Annotated in this window: 22 protein-coding genes and 3 pseudogenes; 11 read left to right on the forward strand and 14 right to left on the reverse strand. The window is 68.9% G+C overall.

Features of this window, described 5'->3' with window-relative positions; translation table 11 throughout:
* Nucleotides 1-33 precede the first annotated feature (33 nt).
* From CLM62_RS03960 to CLM62_RS03970, 3 genes and pseudogenes are all read right to left on the reverse strand, one after another.
* Entirely contained in the window at nucleotides 34-237 is a 204-nt protein-coding gene (locus CLM62_RS03960; RefSeq protein WP_014670069.1) for a cold-shock protein, read from the reverse strand.
* Nucleotides 238-557: 320 nt separating this feature from the next.
* Nucleotides 558-789 (reverse strand): annotated as a pseudogene (locus CLM62_RS03965) (hopanoid C-3 methylase HpnR); the annotation flags it as partial.
* Between the two features lie 132 nt (nucleotides 790-921).
* Nucleotides 922-1462: pseudogene (locus tag CLM62_RS03970) on the reverse strand (aromatic ring-hydroxylating dioxygenase subunit alpha); the annotation flags it as partial.
* Nucleotides 1463-2039: 577 nt separating this feature from the next.
* Between CLM62_RS03970 and CLM62_RS52900 the strand changes: the two are divergent.
* On the forward strand, nucleotides 2040-2264 hold the full coding sequence (locus CLM62_RS52900; RefSeq protein WP_095748465.1) for a DUF2180 family protein: 225 nt from the start codon (nucleotides 2040-2042) through the stop codon (nucleotides 2262-2264).
* A 45-nt stretch (nucleotides 2265-2309) separates the two neighbouring features.
* Here CLM62_RS52900 and CLM62_RS03980 read toward each other — a convergent pair whose 3' ends face one another.
* The 8 genes from CLM62_RS03980 to CLM62_RS04015 all read right to left on the reverse strand — a co-directional run bounded on the left by CLM62_RS03980 (nucleotide 2310) and on the right by CLM62_RS04015 (nucleotide 10053).
* Nucleotides 2310-3365: a TerC family protein gene (locus CLM62_RS03980; protein ID WP_095748466.1), complete on the reverse strand. Its 1056-nt coding sequence runs from the start codon at nucleotides 3363-3365 to the stop codon at nucleotides 2310-2312.
* 336 nt (nucleotides 3366-3701) lie between these two features.
* Nucleotides 3702-4043, reverse strand: a complete 342-nt coding sequence (locus CLM62_RS03985; protein WP_095748467.1) for an STAS domain-containing protein — start codon at nucleotides 4041-4043, stop codon at nucleotides 3702-3704.
* Between the two features lie 198 nt (nucleotides 4044-4241).
* Nucleotides 4242-5372, reverse strand: coding sequence for a site-2 protease family protein (locus CLM62_RS03990; protein ID WP_095748468.1), 1131 nt, complete (start codon nucleotides 5370-5372; stop codon nucleotides 4242-4244).
* 155 nt (nucleotides 5373-5527) lie between these two features.
* The gene (gene nhaA, locus CLM62_RS03995; RefSeq protein WP_095748469.1) at nucleotides 5528-6910 is read right to left on the reverse strand and encodes a Na+/H+ antiporter NhaA; all 1383 of its coding nucleotides are present in this window, start codon (nucleotides 6908-6910) and stop codon (nucleotides 5528-5530) included.
* Between the two features lie 68 nt (nucleotides 6911-6978).
* A complete protein-coding gene (locus CLM62_RS04000; protein WP_095748470.1) occupies nucleotides 6979-7440 on the reverse strand; it encodes a CBS domain-containing protein in 462 nt (153 codons plus the stop codon).
* Complete coding sequence (locus CLM62_RS04005; protein WP_095748471.1) at nucleotides 7427-7858, reverse strand: DUF3040 domain-containing protein; 432 nt, start codon at nucleotides 7856-7858, stop codon at nucleotides 7427-7429. Before CLM62_RS04005 ends, CLM62_RS04000 begins: the two co-directional genes overlap by 14 nt.
* 63 nt (nucleotides 7859-7921) lie before the next feature.
* Nucleotides 7922-8707: a slipin family protein gene (locus CLM62_RS04010; protein ID WP_095748472.1), complete on the reverse strand. Its 786-nt coding sequence runs from the start codon at nucleotides 8705-8707 to the stop codon at nucleotides 7922-7924.
* A complete protein-coding gene (locus CLM62_RS04015) occupies nucleotides 8704-10053 on the reverse strand; it encodes a nodulation protein NfeD (protein WP_257003654.1) in 1350 nt (449 codons plus the stop codon). Before CLM62_RS04015 ends, CLM62_RS04010 begins: the two co-directional genes overlap by 4 nt.
* 149 nt (nucleotides 10054-10202) lie before the next feature.
* On the opposite strand from CLM62_RS04015, the gene CLM62_RS04020 reads away from it, so the two are divergent.
* Both CLM62_RS04020 and CLM62_RS04025 read left to right on the forward strand, forming a co-directional pair.
* Nucleotides 10203-11387: a CdaR family transcriptional regulator gene (locus CLM62_RS04020; RefSeq protein WP_095748473.1), complete on the forward strand. Its 1185-nt coding sequence runs from the start codon at nucleotides 10203-10205 to the stop codon at nucleotides 11385-11387.
* A gap of 154 nt (nucleotides 11388-11541) precedes the next feature.
* Nucleotides 11542-13716 carry a hypothetical protein gene (locus CLM62_RS04025; RefSeq protein ID WP_095748474.1) on the forward strand — a complete coding sequence of 725 codons (2175 nt, stop codon included), beginning with the start codon at nucleotides 11542-11544 and terminating at the stop codon, nucleotides 13714-13716.
* A gap of 50 nt (nucleotides 13717-13766) precedes the next feature.
* Here the strand turns inward: CLM62_RS04025 and CLM62_RS04030 are convergent, their stop codons facing one another.
* Both CLM62_RS04030 and CLM62_RS04035 read right to left on the reverse strand, forming a co-directional pair.
* Nucleotides 13767-15608 carry a glycoside hydrolase family 15 protein gene (locus tag CLM62_RS04030; RefSeq protein WP_095748475.1) on the reverse strand — a complete coding sequence of 614 codons (1842 nt, stop codon included), beginning with the start codon at nucleotides 15606-15608 and terminating at the stop codon, nucleotides 13767-13769.
* A 125-nt stretch (nucleotides 15609-15733) separates the two neighbouring features.
* Complete coding sequence (locus CLM62_RS04035; RefSeq protein ID WP_095748476.1) at nucleotides 15734-16780, reverse strand: PP2C family protein-serine/threonine phosphatase; 1047 nt, start codon at nucleotides 16778-16780, stop codon at nucleotides 15734-15736.
* 562 nt (nucleotides 16781-17342) lie between these two features.
* Here CLM62_RS04035 and CLM62_RS04040 point away from each other — a divergent pair.
* The 5 genes and pseudogenes from CLM62_RS04040 to CLM62_RS04060 all read left to right on the forward strand — a co-directional run.
* On the forward strand, nucleotides 17343-18239 hold the full coding sequence (locus tag CLM62_RS04040; RefSeq protein WP_095748477.1) for a universal stress protein: 897 nt from the start codon (nucleotides 17343-17345) through the stop codon (nucleotides 18237-18239).
* Nucleotides 18240-18400: 161 nt separating this feature from the next.
* Entirely contained in the window at nucleotides 18401-18811 is a 411-nt protein-coding gene (locus CLM62_RS04045; RefSeq protein WP_095748478.1) for a four-helix bundle copper-binding protein, read from the forward strand.
* A 563-nt stretch (nucleotides 18812-19374) separates the two neighbouring features.
* Nucleotides 19375-20658, forward strand: a complete 1284-nt coding sequence (locus CLM62_RS04050) for a sodium:proton antiporter (RefSeq protein WP_095748479.1) — start codon at nucleotides 19375-19377, stop codon at nucleotides 20656-20658.
* A gap of 250 nt (nucleotides 20659-20908) precedes the next feature.
* Complete coding sequence (locus CLM62_RS04055) at nucleotides 20909-21427, forward strand: retropepsin-like aspartic protease (protein ID WP_095748480.1); 519 nt, start codon at nucleotides 20909-20911, stop codon at nucleotides 21425-21427.
* 607 nt (nucleotides 21428-22034) lie between these two features.
* A pseudogene (locus CLM62_RS04060) lies at nucleotides 22035-22298 on the forward strand (STAS domain-containing protein); the annotation flags it as partial.
* 204 nt (nucleotides 22299-22502) lie between these two features.
* Here CLM62_RS04060 and CLM62_RS04065 read toward each other — a convergent pair.
* Nucleotides 22503-22940 carry a hypothetical protein gene (locus tag CLM62_RS04065; RefSeq protein ID WP_095748481.1) on the reverse strand — a complete coding sequence of 146 codons (438 nt, stop codon included), beginning with the start codon at nucleotides 22938-22940 and terminating at the stop codon, nucleotides 22503-22505.
* 221 nt (nucleotides 22941-23161) lie between these two features.
* Here CLM62_RS04065 and CLM62_RS04070 point away from each other — a divergent pair, with 221 nt between their 5' ends.
* The 3 genes from CLM62_RS04070 to CLM62_RS04080 are packed head-to-tail and all read left to right on the forward strand — an operon-like array spanning nucleotide 23162 to nucleotide 25155.
* Nucleotides 23162-23632 carry a cation:proton antiporter regulatory subunit gene (locus CLM62_RS04070; RefSeq protein ID WP_095748482.1) on the forward strand — a complete coding sequence of 157 codons (471 nt, stop codon included), beginning with the start codon at nucleotides 23162-23164 and terminating at the stop codon, nucleotides 23630-23632.
* A gap of 6 nt (nucleotides 23633-23638) precedes the next feature.
* Nucleotides 23639-24880 carry a cation:proton antiporter gene (locus tag CLM62_RS04075; protein ID WP_095748483.1) on the forward strand — a complete coding sequence of 414 codons (1242 nt, stop codon included), beginning with the start codon at nucleotides 23639-23641 and terminating at the stop codon, nucleotides 24878-24880.
* Nucleotides 24877-25155 (forward strand): hypothetical protein, encoded by a 279-nt coding sequence (locus CLM62_RS04080; protein ID WP_095748484.1) that lies wholly within the window; start codon nucleotides 24877-24879, stop codon nucleotides 25153-25155. The genes CLM62_RS04075 and CLM62_RS04080 overlap by 4 nt, the downstream gene beginning before the upstream one ends.
* The last annotated feature ends 6 nt before the right edge of the window (nucleotides 25156-25161 follow it).

The following is a 25161-nucleotide window of genomic DNA, read 5'->3' on the forward strand; positions in this document are numbered from 1 at the left end:
AAAGGGAAGCCGGACCTTACCGAGGCTGCGGGATCAGGCGGGGCGGATGTTCTCCGCCTGCGGGCCCTTCTGGCCCTGGGTGACGTCGAACTCCACCTTCTGGCCTTCCTGCAGCTCGCGGTAGCCCTGGCTGGCGATGTTGGAGTAGTGGGCGAAGACGTCGGGGCCGCCGCCCTCCTGCTCGATGAAGCCGAAGCCCTTCTCGCTGTTGAACCACTTGACTGTGCCCTTGGCCATGACTGTCTCCTTCGAGGGGAAAACCGGGCTCGCACCCTGCGTGCCCGGGAGGTGATCGCCCTGGTCCGGAGAGGCGCTGAACAGCAAGAACGCCCGTGATTGCGATCACGGGCGAACGGGACTTCGGAACCACGACTGCTGAATCACAACGCTATACCGGCGTAGCGGCAGCCGCTAGCGTGGAGGTGCTGCCATCGGGGTGCTCACCGCAGAGCGGTATCCGGGCGCCCATGAAACGGATCGCTTCCCACCTGCCGACTGCGCCGCTGGAAAGATTCCTACTACCCAGCAACCTGAAGATCACACGGGCTCCCCGCGTGGGCGAGGCCGATCGCCTCGGGGATGTTGGCCAGGTAGTTCGGGGACACGCCGAGAGCGTGGGGGCGGAACGAGCAGAACTCACGAACCAATTCCTTTCTACCGGTCACCTGCAGGTCCACGATCCTCACCTCGCGAGCCGCACCGGCCACCCTCTCCAGGCCCATCGGCTCCAGACGCAGGGAGGTTTCCGAGTACATGCAGGGCGCTGGGATGGACGAGAAGCAGGCGCATGGTCACCTCGGCGGGCGGGGACGGCGGCGGGGCCAACGGCCGCCGGGGGAGTCCCGCGGAAGGTGATCAAAACCACACGTCCGCCGAAGGGCCCAAGGCCAGCGGTTCGGCGCCGATCGGCGTTCACCGTATTCACCTGCCCGGCAGCTCAGTTGAGGACTTCGGTCCTTCGGGGCCGACCGATCCTATGGGGTGGTGGTCGGGCGCCAGGCCGTCGGACGACGGGTCGGCGCCGCACGCGGCAGCCTGGGGACGGAGCGGGACGCCGTTGGAGCGCAGCACCTCGCGGACGTCCAGGATCAGGGGGAAGATCTCGTGATTGCGGTCCTCGACCCTGTTCTTCCCAGGCCCGCTGTTCGGCTTCGACGGCCATGCGGTCCTCGGCGAAGACACGCTCGGTGAAGCGCCTGATGAGCGGCCAGGCCAGATGGAGGGCGCCGGGAATCCCGGGCTTCTCGATCATAAGCAGGCCGTAGGCGTGACAGGTACGCTGCTCGGCGTCCTCGGGCACGTACGCGGCCCACAGACAATAGGCCGGCCGTTCGGCGCCCTCCGGGACCAGGTCGAGTGTCTGGTACGGGTATTCGGTGCGGATGGTCATCACGTCGGCGGAGTCGCTGCCGCCGATGCCCTCGGCGGCCAGCAGGCCCGCGGCGCGGTTCCGCTTCCCCCCGGCGATGCCGGGATGCGGAGAGATCGGCGCCGTCGTAGCCTGACGTGAGCCGCCGAAAGCCGCGGCTGCCCCAGCGCATGGCCGGAGCGGGCAACAGGTTCCGCATCCTTGGCACCTCTGGTCAGCGCCGGGCGTTTCGTGTCTCCCACATGAGCGCTGGCGTCTGCGCCAGGGCAGCCGCACACCGTCTGGTAGTGGAGTTGTTCCGCTCACGGGCGTCTACCACGGCGGCGAGGACCCTGCCGTCAGGTGGATCGGTTTTTGCGACGAGGTGCTGGTCTACCCACGTAGTGCCGACCGCCCGCGATCGGTGGTTCTGCCCGTTTCCCGGTCCACCGCCACCTCGAATCTCAAGATCACCATTCTGGAATCTCAAGGTCACCATTCTGCAGGAGAGACCACAGTATCGATACCAAGCGTGCCGGACGGCAGACGAAAAGGAACACTCAGAGATCGCCTGCCTACGATCACAGTCATTTTCGCCGCCTTATGGCCTTCGTGAGCGAGCATGGCAGGTTTCCCAATCGGCTGTTGAGAAACCCCGTCATCGATGGCGTAGGGCTGTCCAGGAGTGGTCATGCAGTGCTATGAATGCCTCGCCCTGGACCGTACGACACCGGCTTCGGCGGTGTGTGCCTCTTGCGGTGCCGCACTGTGCTCGGAGCATGTGAGTGAGCAGGGCAAGGAGATCCGGCATCTGACCGGCATGGGCAAGGCGACTCACGAGCGCCGGGCCCGCAAATTTCTGTGCCCGGTGTGCTCCGCTGCAGAACAGGATTCTGCCTCGCAACAGGGTGCCTGACCCCACCGGTAACGCACCGGTGCTGCACCGGGGGACGCAGGCAGGTCATCTGTCTTGCGGTGGGTCGCGTGTGTCCTGTGTTCCCTGTGCCGGGGGGTGATCACCAGGCGAGGCGGAGGCAACGCCGTTCTCGTCCCGGCGGGCCAAGGAAGCCTTGTCCTGGGCGATGGGGCGGGGATACCGAATGCTCAGCGCTACGGACCCGGCCAGAACCGCGACGATAACCGCCAAGCTGACCGGTGACGGGATCTCCGGGATGCTGCTGCTGAACAGTTTGTGGGATGCCTGGAGGATCAGCTTCACGCCGATGAAGGAGAGGATCAGCGCAAGGCCCGTGCTGAGATAGTGGAATCGGTCGAGCAGACCGGCGAGTAGGAAGTACAGGGCGCGCAGGCCGAGGATGGCGAACGCGTTGCTGGTGTAGACGATGAAGGGGTCGTCGCTGATCGCCAGGACGGCGGGCACGCTGTCCACGGCGAAGATCAGGTCGGCTGCCTCAACCGCGGCGACGACCGCGAGCAGCGGGGTGGCGACCCGTTTGCCGGTTTCTCTGACGAAGAACTTCATCCCTGCGTACTCGTCCCGAACAGGCATGACCTTGCGCAGCAGCCGCACGGCAATGCTCTTACCCGGGTCGAAACTGTCCTCTTCCTCCTTGAGGATCTTGTAGGTGCTGTAGAAGAGGACAACGGCGAAGGCGAACAGCACTGCGGTGAACCGGCTGACCACGGCCAGTCCGGCGGCCAGGAAGATGCCTCGGAACACCAGCGCGCCCATGACGCCGTAGAACAGCACCCGGTGCTGGTAGGCGCGCGGCACCTTGAAGTAGGCGAAGATCAGCGCGAAGACGAACAGGTTGTCGACCGACAGGCTCTTCTCCAGCAGCCACGCGGTGGTGTACTCGACCCCTGGTGTTCCGCCCAGAACCAGGAAGACGACCCCGCCGAAGACAACGGCAAGCCCGACCCACACCCCGCTCCAGGCGGCGGCTTCCTTGAACCCGATAACATGCGCCTCTCGGTGCGACAGCAGGTCCACGGCCAGCGACACAACCACGGTGACGGCGAACGCCGCCCATAGCCAGAACGGCACATCGAGCACTGAAGGCCCCTTACACGCGGGGGTTGGAAGCCTGCCTTCGTGAAAATTCTGACGCACCGGTTCCAGCTTGTCGCACGCGCCCGCGCGCGGGCCCGCCGGCCTGGGCGTCGTTCAGAGGTGTTGCTGGAAGAGCGCCTGGGCCGATGGTGGCGCTGCCTGGTCGCCGGTGACGGCAGCCGTGGCGGCAGTGCGACCTGCCGCCCTCCGTCGGCTGGTCACAGCAGTCGCGACTTGCCTTCGACTCCGTCGAGGAGCAGGTGGCATAACCAGGGACTGGTGTTGCCGCTTGCCCACCGCACACGGCAGAGGGCGGTCCAGTCGCGCGGCTCGCGCTGGTCACTCCTCGAGGGTGGCGACCGCGTCGAGGCCGGCTGCGTGCAGGGTCCGCCGCACAGCGCGGCGCGCCCCGCGGATGTGGAGCTCGGCCGGCACCGGCAACGTGGTGGCTGCCCGGAGCAGTGCGTAGGCGCACGCCAGGTCCATCTGGGCAAGTTCGCTCATCTCCAGCTCCCATCTGCGGGCGTGGCGCAGACGGGGATCGACGAGCTGTTCCTCCAGCGGGCGGACCATCCGTGCCTCCAGAGCGCCGCTGAAGACCAGGGTGGCAGCCTCTCCGTCCGTGGTCAGCGCTACGGGAAGGCGGCGGGGTGCGGGGATGGGACTGGATTCGGCGGCCACGGTGACCTCCTCATCGGACTGTCATGGGGCCCGTGCTTCCCCGTCCCCCTCGGACCCGGCAGTGTTGCGGCAGTGTCCGAGAGGTTCGTGGGAGACGCGGGCGGAGTCGTCGGCTTACCCAAGGTTCAAGGGCGCACGTCTCGTTCCGGACAAAATCTTGGGACGCGTGTTCTGTACGGGCGGTACGCCGGGCGGTGTTCATTCGGACCCGTTCCTGTGCAACTGGCGGCGCTGGGCGAGGTGGATGATGTCGCGTGCTGTGATGATGCCGGTGAGTTGCCGGCCGTCCATGACGAGGATCGGCAGGCCGCTGCGCGGACGGAGCTTTTTGATGACGTCCTCCAGGAGGTCGTCAGGTGCGCAGGTCGTGCACTTGGACAGAGGGGTTCCTGCGTCGCGCAGGCGCAGCGTTTCCCGCTGGGCTGCGGGGATCGTTGCGAGGCGTGGCAGGTGAAGCAGGCCGCTGGGGTGCCCCTCGAAGTCGAGCAGCGGCAGTGTCGAGTGGCGGGCGTTCATCGCCGGTCCGTCGAGGAAACGCTGCACAGTGGTCCAGTCGGGCGCGGTCTGCACGGGGCTGGACATGGCGTCAGCGGCTCGCACCCCGCTCAGAGCGGTGACCAGGGATGCCTGCTGTCGCTCGGCCTTGGCGACGATGATGATGAAGAAGCCGATGAGGGCCAGCCACAGCCCGCTCCACGAGCCGCCCAGGAACGCGATCCATCCGAGGGCGATCAGCAGGATGCCGAGGATCTGTCCGCTGCGGCCGGCTGCGCGTTCGGCCCGCTCACGGTCTCCGGTACGCCACCACATCATGGCCTGCACCACCCGCCCGCCGTCGAGCGGTGCAGCGGGGAGGAGGTTGAAAACTGCCAGGAGAAGGTTGGCCCATCCGAGCCACACCATGACGGCGGCGGGCACCTCCCAGCCCAGGCCCGCGCCCAGCCCTGCCCCGGCGCCGAGCGCCGCTCCCCCGACCACCAGGCTGGTGAGCGGTCCGCTCACTGCGACGAGGAAGGCCGCGCCGGGTGCGGGCGGTTTATCCATGTGGGTCATGCCGCCGAGCGCCCAGAGGGTGACGCTGTGGACGGGGATGTCGTTGCGTCGGGCCGTGAGGGCGTGCGCTGTCTCGTGCGCCAGCAGGCTGAGCAGGAGCAGCAGGGCGCCGGTGAGTCCGGCGACGGTGTAGGCGGTCGTCGACTGTCCCGGGAGCCAGGCCGGGAGCGTCTGGCTGCCCAGGCTGTAGCCGAAGAGGAAGACCAGAAGAGGTACCGTCCAGTGGATGCTGAGGGGCACCCCGAGAATCCGTCCGATCCGTAGCGAGTTGTTCATCACTGTCTCCTGCCGGCCCGAGTCGGATGCGGTCCAGACGAGCTGGTGTGCCACGGCGACTGCTGCGCGACCGACTTGGCCTGGCGCCTCGCCGTGGACGGTCCTGGCTGGTGAGGGCCTGTGACCGAGGATGTGGCGTTCGGGGGCATGGCGATTCATCCCTCGTCGGGTGTGTCGTCGGGGCCGCCGCTTCGGTGGGGGCGGTCTGGGTTCGAGCGCTTCGGGGCCGGGTTGCGCTGCTGTTCCCATGCGGTGTCGGACTGGTAGATGTCCGGGATGCCGTCGGCGTCCACGTCGGCCGTCTCCGCCTCGTACAGCCGTCGGTACTGGTTGTTTCGCGCTCTCAGCAGGACGCACGCCAGGAGCGCCGCGGCCAGTGATCCGAGGAGGACGGCGGCCTTGATGTGCTCCTGGTCCGCCTGGTTGGGGTAGGCCAGTTCGCCGATGAGCAGCGAGACGGTGAAGCCGATTCCGGCGAGCATGGCCAAGGCGAACACGTCCGCCAGCGCAAGGCCAGGGCCGAGCTGTGCGCGGGTGAAGCGGATGGCCAGGTACGTGCCGCCGAAGATACCCAGCACCTTTCCCGCCGCGAGCCCCAGTGCCACGCCGAGTGGCTCCGGGTTGGTGACCACGGTTCCCAGCGTGTCGCCGGATACGCTCACTCCGGCCGCGAACAGGGCAAAGAGCGGGACGGCCACTCCTGCGGAGACCGGCCGGACCAGGTGGGCGATGTGCTCGGCCGGCCGGCGGCCCGCCTCTCCGTCCTTCGCCACACGCAGCAGCAGCCCCATGGCGACTCCGGCCACGGTGGCGTGGACGCCGCTGGCGTAGGTCAGGCCCCAGATCACCAAGGCCAGCGGGATGTACCAGTACCAGCCGTGCACCCGCCTCTGGTCGTGCAGGTGGAAGAACAGAGCGAGCCCGACCACCGCGCCGACAAGGGCCGGCACGTTGATCGTCGACGTGTAGAAGAGAGCGATGACGAGAATGGCGCCCAGGTCGTCGACAATCGCAAGAGTCAGCAGAAAGGCGCGCAGCGCGGAGGGCAGATGGGTGTCGATCACCGCGAGCACGCCCAGGGCGAAGGCGATGTCGGTGGCCATGGGGACGGCCCACCCGTCCCAGGTCCCGCCCATGGACGTCGCGACGATGCCGTAGACGAGCGCGGGGACGACCATGCCGCTGACTGCCGCGACCACCGGCACGGTCGCCGCCTTGGGGTCGCGTAGCTCTCCGACCACCAGCTCGCGTTTCAGCTCGGCGCCGGCGACGAAGAAGAAGATCGCCAGCAGCCCGTCTGCAGTCCAGTGGGCAACGGAGAGATCCAGGCCCAGTGCCGGAATACCGAAGTGGAAGTCCCGTACCTCCTCATAGGAGCGTCTCAGCGGTGTGTTCGCCCACAGCAGCGCCACCGCGGCCGCGGCGAGCAGCAGGATGCCACCGACGGTCTCCGTGCGCAGAGCCTTCGCCACGAAGGTGTACTCCGGCAGCGGGAGACGGCCGAGGAAGGTGCGGGGCCTGCTGTTGCGGTGGGGCATGCAGTCGGTTGCCTTTCGCACGGGTCTTGAGAGGGCGTCTTGGGTGGTGGTCGAGTCGGCAGGTGTGGTCAGACAGCTTGGAGGAGACGCTCGAGGAGGCGCGCGGCCGTGACCACGCCGAGCAAGCGGCCCGGATCTTCGTCGGTCCGGTTCACCACGGCGATGAGAGGGCTTCGGCTGCGGGCCATCAGCTCCGCGATCTCGACGGCTGTCCAGTCGGGAGCGGCGGTGGGCAGGAACGGGCGTTCCACAGGGAGGCAGTCGGCGACCGTACGCCCTCGCAGGACACGGCAGAGGTGATCGGCATGCCGCTCGTCGATCACCCGGGCCAGTCCACCGTCTTCCTGGACGTAGCCCGGAACCAGTGTCCTGACCACGTCACAGACAGGCAGGGCCGCGTACGGCTGCCCCGCGGAATCCGTCACCAGCAGACCGGGCAGATTCCGCTCCACGAGCAGGCGCACGGCCTCGATCGCATCGGCGTCCTTGCTGACCGAGACGTATGGCTCTGCGAGATCACGTGCGCGCACGTAATTCCTCCCGGATAGGTTCTCGGTGGATCGGTGGATCGGTGGGGCGAAGTCCGGTGCCGCAGCCCGGGAGCCGTTGCCGTGGCGGTGTGCTCGACGGAGTTCGTCGCTCGCTCTGAGTGCCCGTACCGGGCCCACGCGGGGGTACTGGGTCCTGGTCGGACCGGTGGGCATTGCTGTTCAACACCGCGGTGACGAAGAGGCCGAGGAATGAGATGACGGCGAACACCGTGGCGGCGGTCACCCACCAGTTGCGCTGTTTCTCTCCTTCCTTGAGGCCGTCGGCCGACTCTGCTTCTGCGTCGTCGGGGAACTGCTGGTTGAGCGCGTCCATGGTCGCTGCCAGTTCGGGATCGTCCTGGGCAAGGCGTCGTTCGAGCTGTGCGAGGATGCGTCGGTCGTCCATCTCGGGGTTCATGTCCACCACCTCGAGCCGTGAGCGAGTGTTCGCGCCGAAGCGCGCAGGCTGGATGCGAGTGCGCTACGTCTTCTCCACACCGACGGGGGTCTGGGGCTGTCGGAGCATGTCGACGAGACGGAAGATCTCCATCGGCAGCGGGAAGATGAGGGTGGAGTTCCGTTCGGCGGAGATCTCGGCCATCGTGGACAGGATCCGCAGGTGAAGGGCCGCGGGATGGCCTTCGAGACGGTCCGCGGCGTCCGCCAGGGTCTCGGCCGCCTCGTACTCGCCCTTGGCGTGGATGACCTTGGCACGCCGGTCACGTTCGGCCTCGGCCTGGCGGGCCATCGCGCGCCGCATGGCCTCGGGCAGTTCGACGTCCTTGACCTCGACGAGGGTCACCTTGACGCCCCACGGGTTGGTGACGTCGTCGATGATGCGCTGCAGCCGCTGGTTGATCTCGTCCCGGTTGATCAGCAGCTCGTCGAGATCGACCTGGCCGAGGATGCTGCGCAGCGTCGTCTGGGCGATCTGCGAGGTGCCCTTGATGTGGTCCTCGATCGCCACGACCGAGCGGTTGGGGTCGACGACGTTGAAGTACGTCACGGCGTTGACCCGTACCGTGACGTTGTCCTTCGTGATCACGTCCTGCGGCGGAATGTCCATCGTCACGGTCCGCAGCGAGACGCGGACCATGCGGTCGACGACGGGAATGATGACGAACAGCCCCGGCCCCTTGGCGCCGATGATCCGTCCGAGGCGGAAGATCACCCCGCGCTCGTACTCGGGCACGATCTTCACGGCGGCCATCAGCAGCATGAGCAGCACGACCGCGCCGATGATGATGCCGAGCAGTCCTGAGTTCATGATCCGTCCTCCTGTTCGGTGTGCGGACCGTCGCGGGCCTGGGCACTGTCGACGATCAGTTCCAGACCGTCGATGGCCACGACGCGGACGTGTTGTCCTGCGGTGACGGGCGCGGCACGGCCGCGGACGGTCCACCACGCGCCTTCGAGCAGTACCTGGCCGGTGTCGCCGTCCATCCGGCGTACGACGGCCTCGCGGCCCAGCAGACCTTCGTGTCCGGTCGTCGCCGGGGCCCGCCGAGCCCGCCAGGCCAGCCGACCGGCGAGCACCGAGCCGCCGCCGACTACCACGGCGGTCGGCCACAGCACGGCTGGGTCCACGCCCAGCTCACCGCGGAAGAGCAGGATCCCGGAGAACACCAGGGCCACCGTCCCGCCCGCGGCGAACACACCGACTCCGGGCGTGAGCACTTCGGCGGCGAACAGGGCTGCGGCCAGGAACAGCAGGAGCAGGCCGCCGACGTGGAAGGGGAGCACGCTCAGGGCGACGAACCCGAGCACGAGCAGGACGACCCCAATGGCCCCGGCGAATCCCATCCCGGGGTTCGCCAGCTCGTAGATCACGGCCAGAGTCCCGATCGAGAGGAAGAGGAACGCCAGCTCCGGGCTGGCCAGCAGCTGCCGGACCTCGCCGAAGAAGCCGAGATCGTGCTCCACCGTCCGGGCACCCGCGGTGTGCAGAACGACTTCGTGCTCGCTCCCCTCCGGACCCACTACGACCCGGCGGCCGTCCAACTCGGCGAGCAGGGCCTCGCGTGACGGCGCCACGAGATCGACCACATCGGTGCGCACGGCCTCCCGGTCGGAGACGGCCGCACCTTCGCGCACCATGTCCCGGGCGAAGTCCGTGCTGCGGCCCCGTTGCTCGGCGATGGACACGGCGAATGCGACGGCGTCGTTGACGACCTTGTCGCTGGCTTCTTCGCCCTGACCGGTCACGGGTGTGCCGGCCCCGATGTGGGTCCCGGGCGCCATGGCCGCGACGTGCGCGGACATCGCGATGTACGCGCCCGCCGACGCCGCGCGAGCACCGGACGGGGTCACGTACGCGACGACCGGGACGTCGGACGCGAGAAAGTCCTGCACGATCTCCCGGGTGGACTGCAGCAGCCCGCCAGGGGTGTCCATCTCGATCACATAGGCCGCGTGCCGCTCACGCTCGGCGAGGCGAAGCCCCTCCTTCAGGTGATCGGCGACAACGGGAGTGATGGTGCCGTCGACCCGAGTGACCAGCACACTCGGTGCCTGCGCCACGCTTACGGCAGGCGCGGCGAGGAGACAGGCGAGCGCGACCAAGAGGACCTGGACGAACCTCCGGACCGGAGTCAGGGGCTGGCTTCGGGGCACGGCACGGTACCCCCTTGTTCTCACACGGTTCCTGACTGGGCGTTTTACTCACGGATTACCCTCGCCTCCCGGCCGGATGCTTGCTCACAGTGCTCAAGTAAGGCCGTCTCGTATAGCCCTTTTTTGCCGACCCACTGCAAAATGGCCCTATGCCGAGGCGAAATAACGGCCAGAACGCCGCCGACAGCGCAGCCGATGCCACGGTGCCGGCCGTCGCAGCTCCCGTGGGAAGCGAGCCCCCGGATGCCAGTGCTCTGGCCCCCTACCTGAAGCGGCTTGCCAGCATCTCCGCCAGCAGGGAGCGGCTGGGTGAACACGAACTTGAGGGGTTGCGGGAGGTGGCTGCTACCGCGGCGGGCCGCGGCACCGCCCTCACGGCTCTGGTCTCCGAGTACCTCGACTCCGCCTGCCGGGTGTGGGAGGACCTGCCCGACACCCGCCGGGCGGAGGACCACGAGGGCGTGACACCCGTGGTGTCCGCCCTCCTGCGGGCGGTCGCCGATGCGACGGTTGCGCTGACCGAGGGATACGAGACGGCCCACCGGGCAGCCATCCGGGGAGAGGAGGCGACGCGGCGGGAGTTCGTCGACGACCTCTTGGAGGGGCGCACCAGCCTCGGCCGGCTGGCCGAGCGCGCCGAACGATTCGGGTTCCGGCTGCTCGGCCCGCACACCGTCGCCGTCGCACGGGCCACGAGCGCCTTCGGCGCGGGCGATCCCGCCACTTGCTACGTCGAGGACGCGCTGACCACCCGGTTTGCCGCGCGCGAGGTCCTGACCACCGCCAAGGACGGCCTTGTGGTGTGTGTGTCCCGCGGCACGAGACCCGACGTTCCCGAAGCCTTCGCCACCGCCGTGGGCAACGCGGTCGGCGACCAGCACCAGATCGCCATCAGCCGGCCCCGGCGGGGCCCCGGCGGCATCGTCCGCTCCTACCAGGAAGCGCGCAGCACCCTCGCCCTCGCCACCCAGCTCGGTCTGTCCGCCTCACTCGTCCACGCCGCGGACGTCCTGGTCTTCCAAGTCCTAGGCCGGGACCGCGCAGCCATCACCGACCTGGTGGCCACCGTCCTCGGCGGGCTGGAACAAGCTCGCGGCGGCCCGCAGCCGCTCCTGAACACCCTCACCGCCTACTTCGCCAGCGGCTGCCTGAACACCGCCACCGCCCGCCGCCTGGGGATGAGCGTGCGGACGGTCGCCTACCGGCTCAGCCGCATCCGGCAGCTCACCGGACACGACCCCACCGACCCCGACCAGCGCTACATCCTGCAGACCGCCGCGCTCGGCGCACGCCTACTGGACTGGCCGTCACAACCCCTCCAGCCCGCCGACTGAAACCAGCTCGGCCCGACGACCAGCGTGGCGCACGGGAGTTCCGAGGAGACCTGCCGTGCTGCCCTGCCCTGCCCCTCCCCGAGGCCAGTTATCTTTCTGCGTGTCCGCCGGCCACGAGACGCCTCGGCCGGAGGTGCTGAGCGACCATGGGCGGATGCGCACGCCGTCGCGACTTCCGCGGTCGCTCCGCCTGGCGGCCTGGGTGGTGGCACTCGTGAGCCTGACCGCCTTGGCCCTTGGGGCGACGCTGCGCAGCAGCATGCTCGATCCGGACTTCTACCGTCGAGCCCTCGACAAGGAGCGGGCGTACCAGCGGATCTACGACGAGGTGTTGGCCGATCCGGGCAGCGCGGATCTCACCCGTGACCTGCTCGGCCGGCTGCCTGTACCGGAATCCGCGGTGACCGCCAATCTGAAGCTCGTCATTCCTCCGGAGACGCTGCGCGCCATGGGCGATCGCCAGATCCCCGAGGTGGTCCGCTACCTCAGAGAGGACCAGGAGCAATTGCGTCTCGCGGTGGACATCAAGCCGGTGGCCGAGAACATCGGCACACTCGCCGAGATCTATTTCGGTGATGCCGTCGCCGCGATGCAGCAGCAGCCCGAACCCGATTTCCAGGCGTTCACCGAACGCCTGAGCAAGGCAGCCGAGAGTGTGGTGGCAGGACAGGCGCCGAAAGGGCTCCCCTCGCTCCCGCTCTCCCGCGACCAGGCGGTGCGGGCCACCGCACTGCTGCTGCGGGTCGTACCGGAGGCCGAACGCTCCAAAGTCAGGCCGGAGATTCTAGCGTCTCTGGAGGGCGGTGACGTGGCTTCGGCAATGACCACAGTCACCTCCGCCGCGGTGTCCGACCGCACACGCGCGGCCGTCGCGGACGTGCTGCGCGAGAGCGGCGGCAGCACGTGGGTGATCACCGCCGACATCGAAGCGTCGAACGATGTCCTGGCTCCCGTCCACCGGGCCCGCACGGCCATACACATCATGCGGTACATGGTGGAACCGGCTGCCGCTCTGCTCGGCAGCGTCTCGCTGCTCCTGCTGTGGTTCTCCGCACCGCCCACCACGTCGCGGCGGCTGATGCCCCTGGGCTGGGCACTGACCACGGCCGCCGTACTGATCCTGTCAGCGGTGGTGTACGGCCATCTCAGGGCCCGTGACCATCTGGTCGACAGTCCCTCCTCCTGGCCGCCCGCGGCGGCTCGCCTCGTCGACGACGTGCAGCACGCTCTGCTCGATCGGGTGCTCGCGACCGCGACCACGGCCGCGACGCTCCTGCTGACAGCAGCAGCGTTGTTCATCGCAGTCGCCTGGGCCGGGCAGACTCGGCCTGCCGCACCGTCGCCGACGCGCACTCGCCCCGTCCTGCTCCTGGCAACTGCGGTGACCACCGGCGCGGTGGCCGGCGCAGTGGTGATTCCTCCGGTGATCAACGGGCCCGCGCCGCAGGTCTGCCAGGGCAGCCCGGACCTATGCGATCTCCGATACGACCAGGTCGCCCACCTCACCTCCCACAACGCCATGGCCTCGACAGCCGACCAGTTCATCGGCCCATCCCAGGACCCGGACATCACCGGACAGCTCAATGCCGGAGTACGCGCGCTGCAGATCGACACCCACCGGTGGGAAAAGCCCGCGGAGATCGCCGACCGCCTGCGCGACTCCGACTTCTCGCCTCGCCAGCAGCGCCAGCTTCTCCAGGCTCTGGAACGGCTGAACCCGCCCCGTGAGGGACTGTGGCTGTGTCACTCGGTATGCGGCGCCGGCGCGCTCGAACTGGCGACCGCCCTGCGGGAGATCGGTGACTGGCTGCGTGATCACCGCACGGAAGTCGTGACGCTGATCATCCAGGATGGAGTCAGCCCCGCAGAGACGGAAGGGGCGTTCATGCGGGCGGGCTTGACCGACCTGCTGTACGAACCGGATCAGGACCCCGCTCAACCGTGGCCCACCCTCGCTGACATGATCGGCAACGATCAGCGTCTGGTCGTCTTCGCGGAGCAGGCAGACGGTCCCGCGCCCTGGTACCGCAACTTCTACCGCTACGGCATGGAAACGCCGTTCGGCTTCCGCAGTCCCCAGGAGATGACCTGCCTGCCGAACCGGGGAGGCACCGGCAAGCGGCTCTTCCTGCTCAATCACTTCGTCACCGATTCCGGGGCGAGCCGACTCGACGCCGGCTGGGTCAACAGGCGCGAGGAGGTCCTGCGGCGGGCGCACCGATGCGAGCGCAGGCGTGGCAGCCCGGTCAACTTCATCGCAGTGGACTACGCGACCGTCGGTGACCCACGCGGCGCGGTCGACGCCCTCAACGCCGAGCGTGCGCGGTAGCTCACGAAAGCAGCCGGCTCGGTGACATGTCATGTCCGCTGCTCGATGAGTCAGGCGAACCAGGCCGCCGTGGAGAGGTCTGGGCGTACCCCCCGGGTGGTGCGGGCCAGGGCGACCGCGCTGGAGATGAGACCGACGTGGCTGATGGCCTGCGGATAGTTGCCGAGATACGTGCCGTCGGACGGGTCGATCTGCTCGGGCAGCAGCCCCAGGTGGTTGGCGTGGGAACACAGGCGCTCGAACAGTTCACCGGCCTGCTCGATCCTGCCCTGCCCTGTCAGGTTGTCCACGAGCCAGAAGCTGCAGAGCAGAAAGGCGCCCTCGGGCTGATGATCCATGCCGTCCGGTGAACGCTCCGGCAGGTAGCGGTACAGCAGTCCCCCGCCCGCACCCAGTTGCTCGGTGATCGCCCGGCAGGTGGCCACCATGCTGGGATGGTCGGCAGGCACTACCCGGCGCAGCGGCAGAGCGAGGAGGGAGGCATCGAGCGCTCCTCCCTCACCCAGGTGCTCGGTCAGGGCACGGGTCTGCTCGTTCCAGGCATGGCGGAGGATGCGCTCGGTGAGCTGCCCGGCTTCGCGAGCCCAGTGGTCCGCGTCACCGGGCAGCTTCAGTCGGCGTGCGAGCCTGGCGGCCCGGTCGAGGGCGACCTGGCACATGGCGGCGGAGTAGGTGAAGGGCCTGCCGGAGGTGCGGACCTCCCAGATGCCGTGGTCCGGACTGCGCCAGGCATGCTCGGCACGCTCGCCGAGGCCGGCCAGCCGGTCCCACAGCGTCGCGTCGAACGTTCCTCCGGTGGCTGCCCATTGAAAGGCACAGTCCAGGATCTCCCCGTAGACGTCGTGCTGGGTCTGCTCGGCTGCGGCGTTGCCCCACCGAACGGGTGCGGACCGGCGATACCCCTCCAGGCCGTCGTCCACCACCTCCGGCGGCGGCACTTCACCGTCGACGTCGTACAGAACCCGCGGCTGATGGTTGTGACGAGCGGCCTCAAGGGCCCAGCGCAGAAAGCCCCCGGCCTCCGACGGCAGTCCGATGCGGCGAAGCGCGAAGACGGTGTAGGCGGCGTCGCGGATCCAGGAGTAGCGGTAGTCCCAGTTGCGTGTCCCCCCGATGTGCTCGGGGAGCGACGACGTGGGAGCCGCGATGATCGCCCCGTTCTCGAAGTGGTCCAGCAGTTTCAGGGTCAGAGCCGACCGGCCCACCAGGTCGGACCGCGGTACGTCGTCGACCACGAACGCGGCCCAGCGTTTCCAGGCACGCACCGTGCTCGCAAGGCCGGCCTCCACAGACGGGTAAGGGCTGGGCGACCCCTCCCAGCGCAACCGCAGGGACAGCTCCTGCCCACCGTGGAGCGTCAGGCCGCTGTCCGGAGGCGTCACTGGGGGTGAGGACCACAGGCGCAGGGTGATGCCCTGCCGCACGCAGTCGAGCATCCAGTCTTCTCCCCGGCGACGGATGCGGGCGCCGCCGCGTGGCTCCAGGCGGAGACGAAGGGTGACCTCGCCCTCGACAACGCGGACCTGGCGTAGCAGCTCCCCCGCCGCTGCCGGCGCGTCTTCCTCCAGACGTGCACCAGGACGCAGCACAAAGGCGTCCGTGACCTGAAGAACGCCGGTGTCCGTGCGAAGCTCCGTGATCAGAACGGCCGTGTCGTCCACGTAGCGCTGGCGGCTCTCCCGCACTCCGTCCGGCGAGAGCCGGAAGCTACCGCCATGACGCCGGTCGAGCAAGGAGCAGAACACAGGGTCCCGGTCGAAGCGCGGAACACACATGAAGCTGATCTCCGCGTCCCGGCCGACCAGGGCGCAGCCGCGGCCGTCGCCGATCAGGCCATGAGCCTCGATCGGCAGGTACCCCTCTCGGCGTGTCAGTGGCTGCCAGGGCTGCATGAGCGGGCAAGTACCCACAACCGGCCCGGTTGATCAGTCCCTACCCGGCTCACGGGACTCCCCCGGTGGAGCCAGGCTCCGGCGCACCGATGAGGAACGTACGGCGGTCGAAGGGGCGCCAAGCGTCAGCGGTAGCGGAGCAGCAGCATGGCGGCGTCGTCTTGCAGCGGACCGCTGACGTGCTGGAGCAGGTCCTGGCGCACCATCTCCAGGGCTGTCTCCGGGTCGCGTTCCTTGAGCAGGTGAGCGCGGTCGGCGAGAGGATAGAAGCGGCCCGCGACGTCGCGGGCTTCGGTGACTCCGTCGGTGTAGAGCAGGAGCTGGTCGCCTGGAAGGAAACTCACACGGAACGGCTCCGCAGGCTCCGTACCGTGAGCGCCCAAGCCGAGCGGGAGCGCGTAGGAGAGAGGCTCGGGCCAGGTGGTGGTGCCGTCGGCACGCATCAGCAGGGGCGCCGGGTGGCCGAAATTGAGGAAGGTGACTTCTTCCGCCTTCACTTCGGCAAGGATGGCGGTGACGAACTTCTCCCCCTCCAGCTGCCGCTCGACGGCCCGCTCCAGCCTGCACCCCACGGCCGTCAGGTCGGCTTCCTCGGGAGCCGCTTCGCGGAAGGCGCCAAGGACCACGGCCGCGGTCTCCACCGCGTCCAGCCCCTTGCCCTGGACATCGCCCACGATCACTCGTACGCCATGGGGTGAGGTGACCACTTCGTAGAGGTCGCCGCCGATACGGGCCTCGGCCACGGCGGACATGTAGGAGACGGCCGCACGCACCCGCCCGGCGAGCCGCGGAACGGGCTTGAGCAGCACCCGCTGGGCGGCCTCGGCGATGGAGCGCACGCTGGCCAGCTCCGCCTCGCGTTCCTGGCGCATGGACACGGCCACGAGCCCCGCCGCGGTGACGCCGAGGACCGAGGCGATGCTCATGAAACCGCGTCGAGCATCGAGCAGGTCGTTGTACCAGCCGAGCCCCACGCACAGCAGCAGCGCGATTCCGCCGACGCACGCGGTGCGCCTCCAGCTGCCGATGAGCGGGGCGAAGGCAGGCCCCAGCGACACCAGCGGCAGGAAGCCCACCGCAGGGCCGGCGGCGATGTCAGCCGCGGTGACCGCGGCCATCATGGCGAAGGGCAGCACCGACAGCACAGTGAGACGGCGACTCTCGGCCTTCATACCGTCCTCCGCCTCCCCCTCGACCGGTCAGGCCCCGGACCGGGGCAGCACGGCCCCAGACCGGACGAACAAGATCCATGGTGGCAGACCCGCCCCTCCCCTTCCCAGGAGGCGGACGCAACCCACCGCGCGCAGCCCGGCATTACTCAGGTGCCGAGCCCGTCCGACCACGCGGTGTTCTCGCCGACTGGACCATACGCGGAGGTGCGAACACAGCGGGGCACCGAAGGAGAAGGCGGCGCGCGGGCTTCGCCGCTGCCCGGCTTGAGCGCCGGTGCTCCCGTGTGGCAGCCGAGGGGGGGTCCGCCGTGAGAGCCCTGTTCTCCGGGTGCCCGGCGATCACGGGCGTGATCGTTGCATCGCGACGGTGCGGCAGCAGCGGGTGACCCGGAGCACGCAGCGCCCCGTCCGAGGAGGAAGCCGGAGGCGTTTCGCTCGAGCCTTCTGGCTTCCCTGCGGACCTCGCCGGAACCCGCCCAGAGGCGTTACCGGCGGACGTCTGGAGCAGCCTGGGTTCGGGTACTCGTAACGGCCCTGGGACCGATGCCCGCCAGGAGCAGCCATGACCAGTGCCACGCAGCCGCCGGAGCGCCCCATCATCGCCGGTATCGACAGGGGGCCCGGCCATGAGGATCTCGTACGGTTCGCAGCCCGCGAGGCGGCACTGCGCGGACGCCCCCTGCAGATCGCGCACGCCTTCGAGCTGCCGTTGCCCGGAGGTTCCGTCTCCGACGAGGAGGAGAGCCGCTCCGCGGCCAAGGCGAGTGCCCAGCTGGTGGAGCATTACGAGCGGATGGCCCGCGAAGAGGTTCCCGGCCTCGCCGTCGGCGGCGAGCTGATCATGGGCCATGCGGCTGCCGGGCTGATCGAACGCTCCGCGGAGGCGGAGTTGATCGTGATCGGCCACCGGGGCAGTGGCGGGTTTCCCCGGCTGCCGCTCGGATCGGTGAGCTGGCAGGTGGCCACGCACGCCGAGTGCCCCGTCGTCGTCGTGCGTCCCCCGCAGACGGCGGAGCGGCCGGACAATCGTGTCGTGGTCGGCGTCGACACCGACGACGCCTCGCTGCAGGCCCTCGACGTTGCCTATCTGGAAGCCGATCTGCGCGGTGCTCGCCTCGACGTGGTGCACTGCGCCTTCGATGTCGCCACGTCTCCCACTGGGGCCATCACAACCGTCCCAGTGGACCCCTCATTGGTGAAAAGCGGCCAGCAGGAGTTCTTCGACAGCGAACTCAGAAGGCGGCGTGACCGCCACCCCGGCCTCGAAGTGAACCTGCGTATCGACCACGCCTCACCCGGACCGCTGCTCGCCGAAGCATCCACCGGTGCGTGCCTGTTGGTCGTCGGCTCCCGTCGGCGCACCGGCGTGCGCAGATTCCTGCTCGGGTCGGTCAGCGCCGAAGTGCTGCACACCGCACACTGCCCAGTCGCCGTAGTACCTGTTCAGCGCGACGGCTGATTCCCGTTACAGGCTCCGGCCGCAGCGGGGGCTCCGGCCCGACAGGGCAGGCCAGGCGCGTTTGAGCCTGCGGGCCGGGGCCAACGCGGCACGGGCCGGAGGTCTACGAAGCGGGGACGACCAGGTCCGCCGCCTCCGGCGGCATCCGAAGGAGACACCCCATGACGACCGCGGTCAAGGACATGCTCGCCACCTACCCGGCCGACCTCGGCCAGGTCGACCGCGACAAGCTCACCCGCTGCATCGAAAAGTGCATTGCCTGCGCCCAGGCATGTACCGCCTGTGCGGACGCCTGCCTGTCCGAGGGCATGGTCGGCGAACTCACCAAGTGCATCCGCACCGACATGGACTGCGCCGACATCTGCAACACCACGGCGTCCGTCCTGTCCCGCCACACCGGCTACGACGCCAACATCACCCAGGCGATCCTCCAGGCATGCGCCACCGCCTGCAAAGCCTGCGCCGACGAGTGCTCCACCCACGCCGACCAGCACGAACACTGCCGCCTGTGCGCCGAAGCCTGCCGCTCCTGCGAGCAGGCGTGCAACGACCTCCTCCAAGCCCTCGGCTGACCAACCGATCGCCTACGCGACGGCCGCCGGGGCAGCGGATGGCACTTCGACGGCCCTCGCGCTCGACGAGACGCAGTCCGGCGGACGCCTGCTCGCGTTGTCGGCGACGGCCACAGCGGGCCGTGACTCGCCCCCCTGTGCTGAGGTGCGCGTCGTCGGGCGTCCAGGTGGTGTGGAGCGTAGAGGCCGCCGCTCCGTGTGATGTACCGGTCTGGCGCAGCTCCCCGCCGTGAACCGGCCGCTGGTGGCCGCCCTTGGAGCGCACAGTCGGGGCCTCCCCGTAGGCGTCGTGCTGCTTCTGGTCCGCAGTGGTGACCAGCAGGCGTTCGCCGCTGCGGGTGCAGGGAGTCTGCCTGGGGCCTCCATCGGGATTGGCACCGGCCGGCCCTTTGTGCACCGGGCCGTGTGGCGTCCGGCAGCCCTTTCGTTGGCCTGCTCCCCCTCGGGGCCGTCATAGCGGACCGTGGCCTTCGCCTTCCTTCGACATCCCAGGACAGAGCGCGCGGGGTGGGTACACGCGCGGCTGGCGAGACTCGATGCGCGGCGGCGGGCAGGAGTATGCAGTGACGCTTTCGGACTTGGTCTATATGTGCCTGGGAATCGGGGCGCTCGGGGCAGCTGTCCTGCCCCGGGTGGTCGCCAAGCGGCCGTTCTCCATGCCCATGATCTTCCTTGTCGCGGGCGTCCTCATCCAGCTGCTGCCGCTGCCCGTACCGGCGGTGGATCCCGTACGCGACCGCCTGTGGGTCGAGCACACCACCGAGGTGTGCGTGATCGTGTCGCTGATGGGCGCGGGCCTCGCCATTGACCGGCCTTTCGGCCGTCGGAGGTGGTCCAGCACCTGGCGGTTGCTGGGCGTCACCATGCCGCTGACGGTGGTGGCCGTCGCTCTGCTGGCCTGGGGGCTGCTGGACTGGCCGCCCGCCGTCGCCCTGCTGCTGGGTGCGGTGCTCGCGCCCACCGATCCCGTGCTGGCCGGGGAGGTACGGGTGGGAGAGCCACTCGGTACCGAGCGTGACGAGGACGAGGCGCGGTTCTCTCTCACCAGCGAGGCGGGACTGAACGACGGACTCGCCTTCCCATTCGTCTATGCGGCCATCGCCTTCGCCACAGCGGCAGGCGCCGGGTGGTCGGCGGAGTGGATCGGCCGTTGGGCGCTGACCGACGCGCTGGGCAGGTGCGCCGTCGGGCTGACCGCGGGCGCGGCTGTCGGCTGGTTGCTGGGGTGGATGTTCTTCCGCGCCAGGACGCCGGTGCTGCGGCTGTCCGAACACATGGAGGGCTTCGTGGCGCTCGGAGCCACCTTCTTGTCCTACGGGATCGCCGAGGTGCTCCACGGTTATGGCTTCCTGTCCGTGTTCGTCACCGCCTGCGTCATCCGGGCCGCCGAGCGCAGCCACGGCTACCACAAGGTGTTGCACGAGTTCACTGAGCAGATCGAGCGGCTGCTCACCGCCCTTCTGCTGTTCCTGCTCGGCGGGTACCTCGCCGCCGGCGCCTTGTCCGCCCTGACTCTGAGGGGGGCGGCCGTCGGTGTCCTGGTGCTGCTGCTCGTCCGGCCTCTCACCGGATGGCTGGCTCAGGTGAAGAGCACAACTAGGCGACCGGAGCGCGTTGTCGTATCGCTGTTCGGTATCCGGGGGATTGGCTCGCTTTTCTACTTGTCCTATGCGCTGGGGCAGAACTCCTTCAGCGGACTGGGGCGCGAACTGTGGGCCGTGGTGGCCTTCACCGTGGTGGTCTCGGTGATGCTGCACGGAGCGATGGCAACCCCCGCCATCAACCGTCTGGAACGCAGAAACCACCATGCGGAGCCCGGCGCTTCCCATAGGCGCCCGGACGTGTGAATTGTCCGGTAGCCGGGCGCTCTCCGAGCCGCGCACATGGCGCCGGTCGTCAGGTGCCGAGCACGAGCTTCCGCGCGTCAGGCCACGCATCAACCTCGCGCATACCGAGGAAGGCCGAGGCCGTGCGGTCGCCGCTGGTAGCTGTTGATGGCGGCGATGTCCGTGCAACCGCACTGACCGGCCGCCGTGTTTTGCCTCAGCATGGAAGGGGACCCAGGCAGAATCCGCGAGGAGCCGAGGAGGCGCTGCCATGTTCCCCCTCAAGCGCCCCGCCACACGCAGTGCGGCGCTGTGCCTGACAGCCGCCTTCATGGCGGGATGCGCTCACGATCCGACCGGTTCCGCCGCACAATCGCAAGACCCGACCGACACCCGCCGCATCCCCCTCACGGTTATCGAACGGGCCGGGCAGACGATGGCCTTCGTGCCCGTGACCATCGAAGGCGAGGGACCCTTCACGTTCGTACTGGACACCGGCGCCTCAGCGAGTGCCGTCGATGATGACGTCGCCCGCGAACTGAACCTACCCAGGACAGGGGAACGGCGGCCCATCAGCGGCGTCATCGGCACCGACCGCGTGCCCGTGGTGGAGGTACGCAGCTGGAAGGCCGGGCAGATCCCCCTCGATGCGGCCGACGCCATAGTCATTGACATGCCAGAAGCACAGGGCACTCAGAACATCGAGGGCCTGCTCGGCTCCGACGTCCTCAGCGACTTCGGGCGGGTCACCATCGACTACACGGATGAGGTCCTGCTACTTCCCCAGTGACCGGCACACCGGCACCCGGACTCGCGCGCCGACAGGCGCGGGACACCCAGCAGCAGCTGCTAGGCCCCGTACTCGGTGGCGAAGTCATACCAGCTCAGCTTGGACGGTCCGCAGGACCGTCCAAGGGCTGGCGCCCTGGGCGAGGCCCCCGCGGATGGCCCGCACCAGCTCCGCGCCGAACTCGCTGGCCATGTCCGTGACCGCACTGTCGCGGGTCTGCCGTCCATCACCATGTCGTGCGCCGAGAATCGGTCCGCCGACTGTGCGGGGCCGGAGTGGCACCGTTTTGATGCTCGTTTGCGTCCATGCCCGTCCTCCTTTTGATCAGCGGGGCACGGCTGCTCGAAATATCCATTCGAACATCCCCCAGCGCGGGCGCACCCAGGTCACGCAGGGTTGACGGGTGGGGATCGTCAGATGTTTGGGATGGCATCTGATTACGGGAGATGTGCTGATTCCTGTAGCTGGGAGAAGGCGACCTGGAGTCGCCTCCGTCCGGGTCAGGTGGCCGAGTGCCGCCGCGAGGAAGAGTGCCGCGAGCCCAGCACCGGCGCAGATCCGCCACGCTCGGTGCCCCGTCCGTGGTGCCGTCGGCGTGGCGGTAGCCACCGTGGTCTACCGGGTCACCGGCGAGCTGTTCTTCGCCTCCTCCAACGACCTCGTCGGCCGGTTCCACTACACCACCGACCCCGACAAGGTCGTCATCGACCTGTCAGCGGCCCACATCTGGGACGCCTCCTCCGTCGCCGCCCTGGACGCCATCGAGACCAAGTACGCCCAGCGCGGCAAGACCGTCGAGATCACCGGCCTGAACGAACCCAGCGCCCGCATCCACAAGACACTCAGCGGCGAACTCACCGGCAGCCACTGACCCGGCGTGCACGCAACCGAGGGCCGCGGAGACACCATTCTCCGCGGCCCTCTGCCCTACCACGCCAGGGTCCGCCGCGGCGCCGCATCCCGGAGCGCAAGGTCGTGGTGTACGCCCTGAAAAAGCGCTCCAGGTGATAGCGCAGTACCTGCCCTTCAGCTGAGGCAACGCCATCCGTTCTTCGAGTACACCGCCAGACGCCGGTCAGGAGTAGCCCCGCCCGTCGCCCGGCTCTGCCGCCGCAACACCCTCGGTGATACGGCGGTAGGCGGCGCGGGCGTGGACCAAGCGGGCCAGCGCCGTACCGACGAGAGCCGCAGCGAGCAGGCAGGCGAGCCAGAACGTGTCGCGGTGCCCCGCCCAGGTGAGGGTGCCGGCGGGCGGGATGGCGAAGCCGTTGAGGAACAGCCAGCACAGTACGGCCGTGCCGGGGGCCGCGGTGAAACGGGCGCAGAGACCCAGCAGCGCGGCCAGGAGCGAAAGCCCGGCCAGCGCGAGCGAAGGCCGGTCCGTGCCGACAAGAGCGTTGAGGAGTGCCACCAGCAGCAGCGCTCCGCCGAAGGCACCTGCCCACACCAGCGGCGTGGCGACGGGCTGGGGGACGGGCCTGGCCCCGGTGCCGATGGACACCCACTCGATCATCTGTCTCTTCCTTCCGGTCTTCCCCTACGCCGCTGCGAAACAACCCCCGGAGATACCGGCGGCTGCGGCGTGTTGACCCTGAGCACGGATTGTTTCACCGGGCCGTCTGCCGGGCTCCGTGAAGCGGTTTCTGGGTGCTCGCTAGGGTGGCACCGACGGCTTTGCAAAGAAACAGTCAAACAAGTCAGTCAGACAGGAGGACAGCCGTGGGCGCTGCGCGTATGAGCAGTACGCCGCTACCGGGGATCGGGGTGCGCTACGACCTGACCACGCGGGAGCAGCGCCGTCTGTCCGTGGTCGCGCACCGGGACGGGTCACGGACGCTGAGCGCGTACCGCAAGGACGATCCGGACGCGTGCGCGTTGTCGGTGCGGCTGGCCGCCGGGGAGGCGATGGCGCTCATCGACGCGCTGATGCCCGCGCATCACAGCCCGAGTCTGCTGTCGACGACCGAGTTGGGGCTGGTGGCGGAACGGATTGAGCTGTCCGCCACGTCGCACTGGAACGGGCGGGTGCTGGGCGAGACCCGGATGCGCACGGAGACCGGTGTCTCGATCGTGGCCGTGCTGCGCCGAGCCGAGGCGATCCCCTCGCCGGGGCCGGACTTTCGGCTGGCCGGCGGCGACACCCTGATCGTGATCGGAACCCGCGAGGGCGTGGAGGCTGCCGCCGAGATACTCGGGCGAGAGTGACCGCCCGTGCACTCGTCTGCCATCTTCCTGATCGAGTTCGGCGCGATCATCCTCGGTCTGGGGCTGCTGGGCCGGTTCGCCGGACGCTTCCAGTTCTCACCGATCCCCTTGTATCTGCTGGCCGGGCTGGCCTTCGGCCAGGGCGGACTGCTCCCGCTGGACACCAGTGAGGAGTTCGTCGCGATCGGCGCCGAGATCGGCGTGATCCTGCTGCTGCTCATGCTGGGCCTGGAGTACACCGCCAGCGACTTGGTCTCCAATCTCAAGACCCAGTACCCGGCCGGTCTCGTCGATGCCGCGCTCAACGCCCTGCCCGGGGCTGCGATGGCGCTGCTGCTGGGCTGGGGGCCGGTGGCTGCCGTCGTGCTGGCCGGGGTGACCTGGATCTCCTCCTCCGGGGTGATCGCCAAGGTGCTCGGTGATCTGGGGCGGCTGGGCAACCGGGAAACGCCGGTGATCCTGAGCATCCTGGTCCTGGAAGACCTGTCCATGGCCGTCTACCTGCCGATCATCACCGCGCTGCTGGCCGGGACGAGTCTGGCGGCGGGCAGCGTCACGCTGGCCATCGCGCTCGGTGTGGCCGGGCTGGTGTTGTTGCTGGCGGTGCGGTTCGGCCGGCACATCTCGCGCTTCGTCTCCAGCGACGATCCCGAGAAGCTGCTGCTGGTGGTGCTGGGGCTGACCCTGCTGGTCGCCGGCATCGCGCAGGAACTGCAGGTCTCCGCCGCCGTCGGCGCGTTCCTGGTCGGCATCGCCCTGTCCGGTGAGGTCGCCGAAGGCGCGCACAACCTGCTCGCGCCGCTGCGGGACCTGTTCGCCGCGGTGTTCTTCGTCTTCTTCGGTCTGCACACCGATCCGTCCAGCATTCCGCCGGTGCTCGTGCCCGCGCTCGTGCTGGCTGTCGTCACTGCCGGCACGAAGATCGCCACCGGGTACTGGGCGGCCAAGCGGGCCGGTGTCTCGGCCAAGGGCCGGTGGCGGGCGGGCGGCACGCTGGTCGCGCGGGGCGAGTTCTCCATCGTGATCGCGGGGCTTGCGGTCACCGCCGGGATCGAGCCGTCCCTGGGTCCGCTGGCCACGGCGTACGTGCTCATCCTGGTGATCCTCGGTCCGCTCACCGCTCGTTACACCGAGCCCGTGGCCCTGCGTCTGACCGCTCGGTGGGGCAAGCCCTCCCCGACGGCTCAGGGGCCGCTCGCGAAGGCGCAGACCGCGGTGGGCGACCAGGACGCGGTCGGCCGGTCATGAGTGAGGAGGGCTGGGCGGCGCTGACCGACTGGGACACAGTCCTGGTCCTCGCCGCCCTGGCCGTCTACCTCGGCGGCGTCGTCGGTATCGCCCGGAACCTGCCCGGGATGCTGCGGCTCAGTGCAGCCTGGCGGCGGGATACGGAATTGCATCCCGTCTCCAGTGCCCTCACCCTGACGGTGCTGGTCGTGTGGTGGCCGGTGAGCCTCGTTTATCTGGCCTGGCGTATGGCGTCCCGGCGGCGCAGCCGGACGAACTGCGCAGGGCCGCCGTAGGGCGGG

The sequence above is a fragment of the Streptomyces sp. SA15 genome, assembly GCF_002291145.1.
Lineage (GTDB): Bacteria > Actinomycetota > Actinomycetes > Streptomycetales > Streptomycetaceae > Streptomyces.

Coding starts and splice junctions, on each gene's coding strand:
- CLM62_RS03960 (WP_014670069.1), bottom strand. CDS start 237: ATGGCCAAGGGCACAGTCAAGTGGTTCAACAGCGAGAAGGGCTTCGGC.
- CLM62_RS52900 (WP_095748465.1), top strand. CDS start 2,040: ATGCAGTGCTATGAATGCCTCGCCCTGGACCGTACGACACCGGCTTCG.
- CLM62_RS03990 (WP_095748468.1), bottom strand. CDS start 5,372: ATGAACAACTCGCTACGGATCGGACGGATTCTCGGGGTGCCCCTCAGC.
- nhaA (WP_095748469.1), bottom strand. CDS start 6,910: ATGCCCCACCGCAACAGCAGGCCCCGCACCTTCCTCGGCCGTCTCCCG.
- CLM62_RS04005 (WP_095748471.1), bottom strand. CDS start 7,858: ATGAACCCCGAGATGGACGACCGACGCATCCTCGCACAGCTCGAACGA.
- CLM62_RS04010 (WP_095748472.1), bottom strand. CDS start 8,707: ATGAACTCAGGACTGCTCGGCATCATCATCGGCGCGGTCGTGCTGCTC.
- CLM62_RS04020 (WP_095748473.1), top strand. CDS start 10,203: ATGCCGAGGCGAAATAACGGCCAGAACGCCGCCGACAGCGCAGCCGAT.
- CLM62_RS04025 (WP_095748474.1), top strand. CDS start 11,542: ATGCGCACGCCGTCGCGACTTCCGCGGTCGCTCCGCCTGGCGGCCTGG.
- CLM62_RS04030 (WP_095748475.1), bottom strand. CDS start 15,608: ATGCAGCCCTGGCAGCCACTGACACGCCGAGAGGGGTACCTGCCGATC.
- CLM62_RS04035 (WP_095748476.1), bottom strand. CDS start 16,780: ATGAAGGCCGAGAGTCGCCGTCTCACTGTGCTGTCGGTGCTGCCCTTC.
- CLM62_RS04040 (WP_095748477.1), top strand. CDS start 17,343: ATGACCAGTGCCACGCAGCCGCCGGAGCGCCCCATCATCGCCGGTATC.
- CLM62_RS04045 (WP_095748478.1), top strand. CDS start 18,401: ATGACGACCGCGGTCAAGGACATGCTCGCCACCTACCCGGCCGACCTC.
- CLM62_RS04055 (WP_095748480.1), top strand. CDS start 20,909: ATGTTCCCCCTCAAGCGCCCCGCCACACGCAGTGCGGCGCTGTGCCTG.
- CLM62_RS04065 (WP_095748481.1), bottom strand. CDS start 22,940: ATGATCGAGTGGGTGTCCATCGGCACCGGGGCCAGGCCCGTCCCCCAG.
- CLM62_RS04070 (WP_095748482.1), top strand. CDS start 23,162: ATGAGCAGTACGCCGCTACCGGGGATCGGGGTGCGCTACGACCTGACC.
- CLM62_RS04080 (WP_095748484.1), top strand. CDS start 24,877: ATGAGTGAGGAGGGCTGGGCGGCGCTGACCGACTGGGACACAGTCCTG.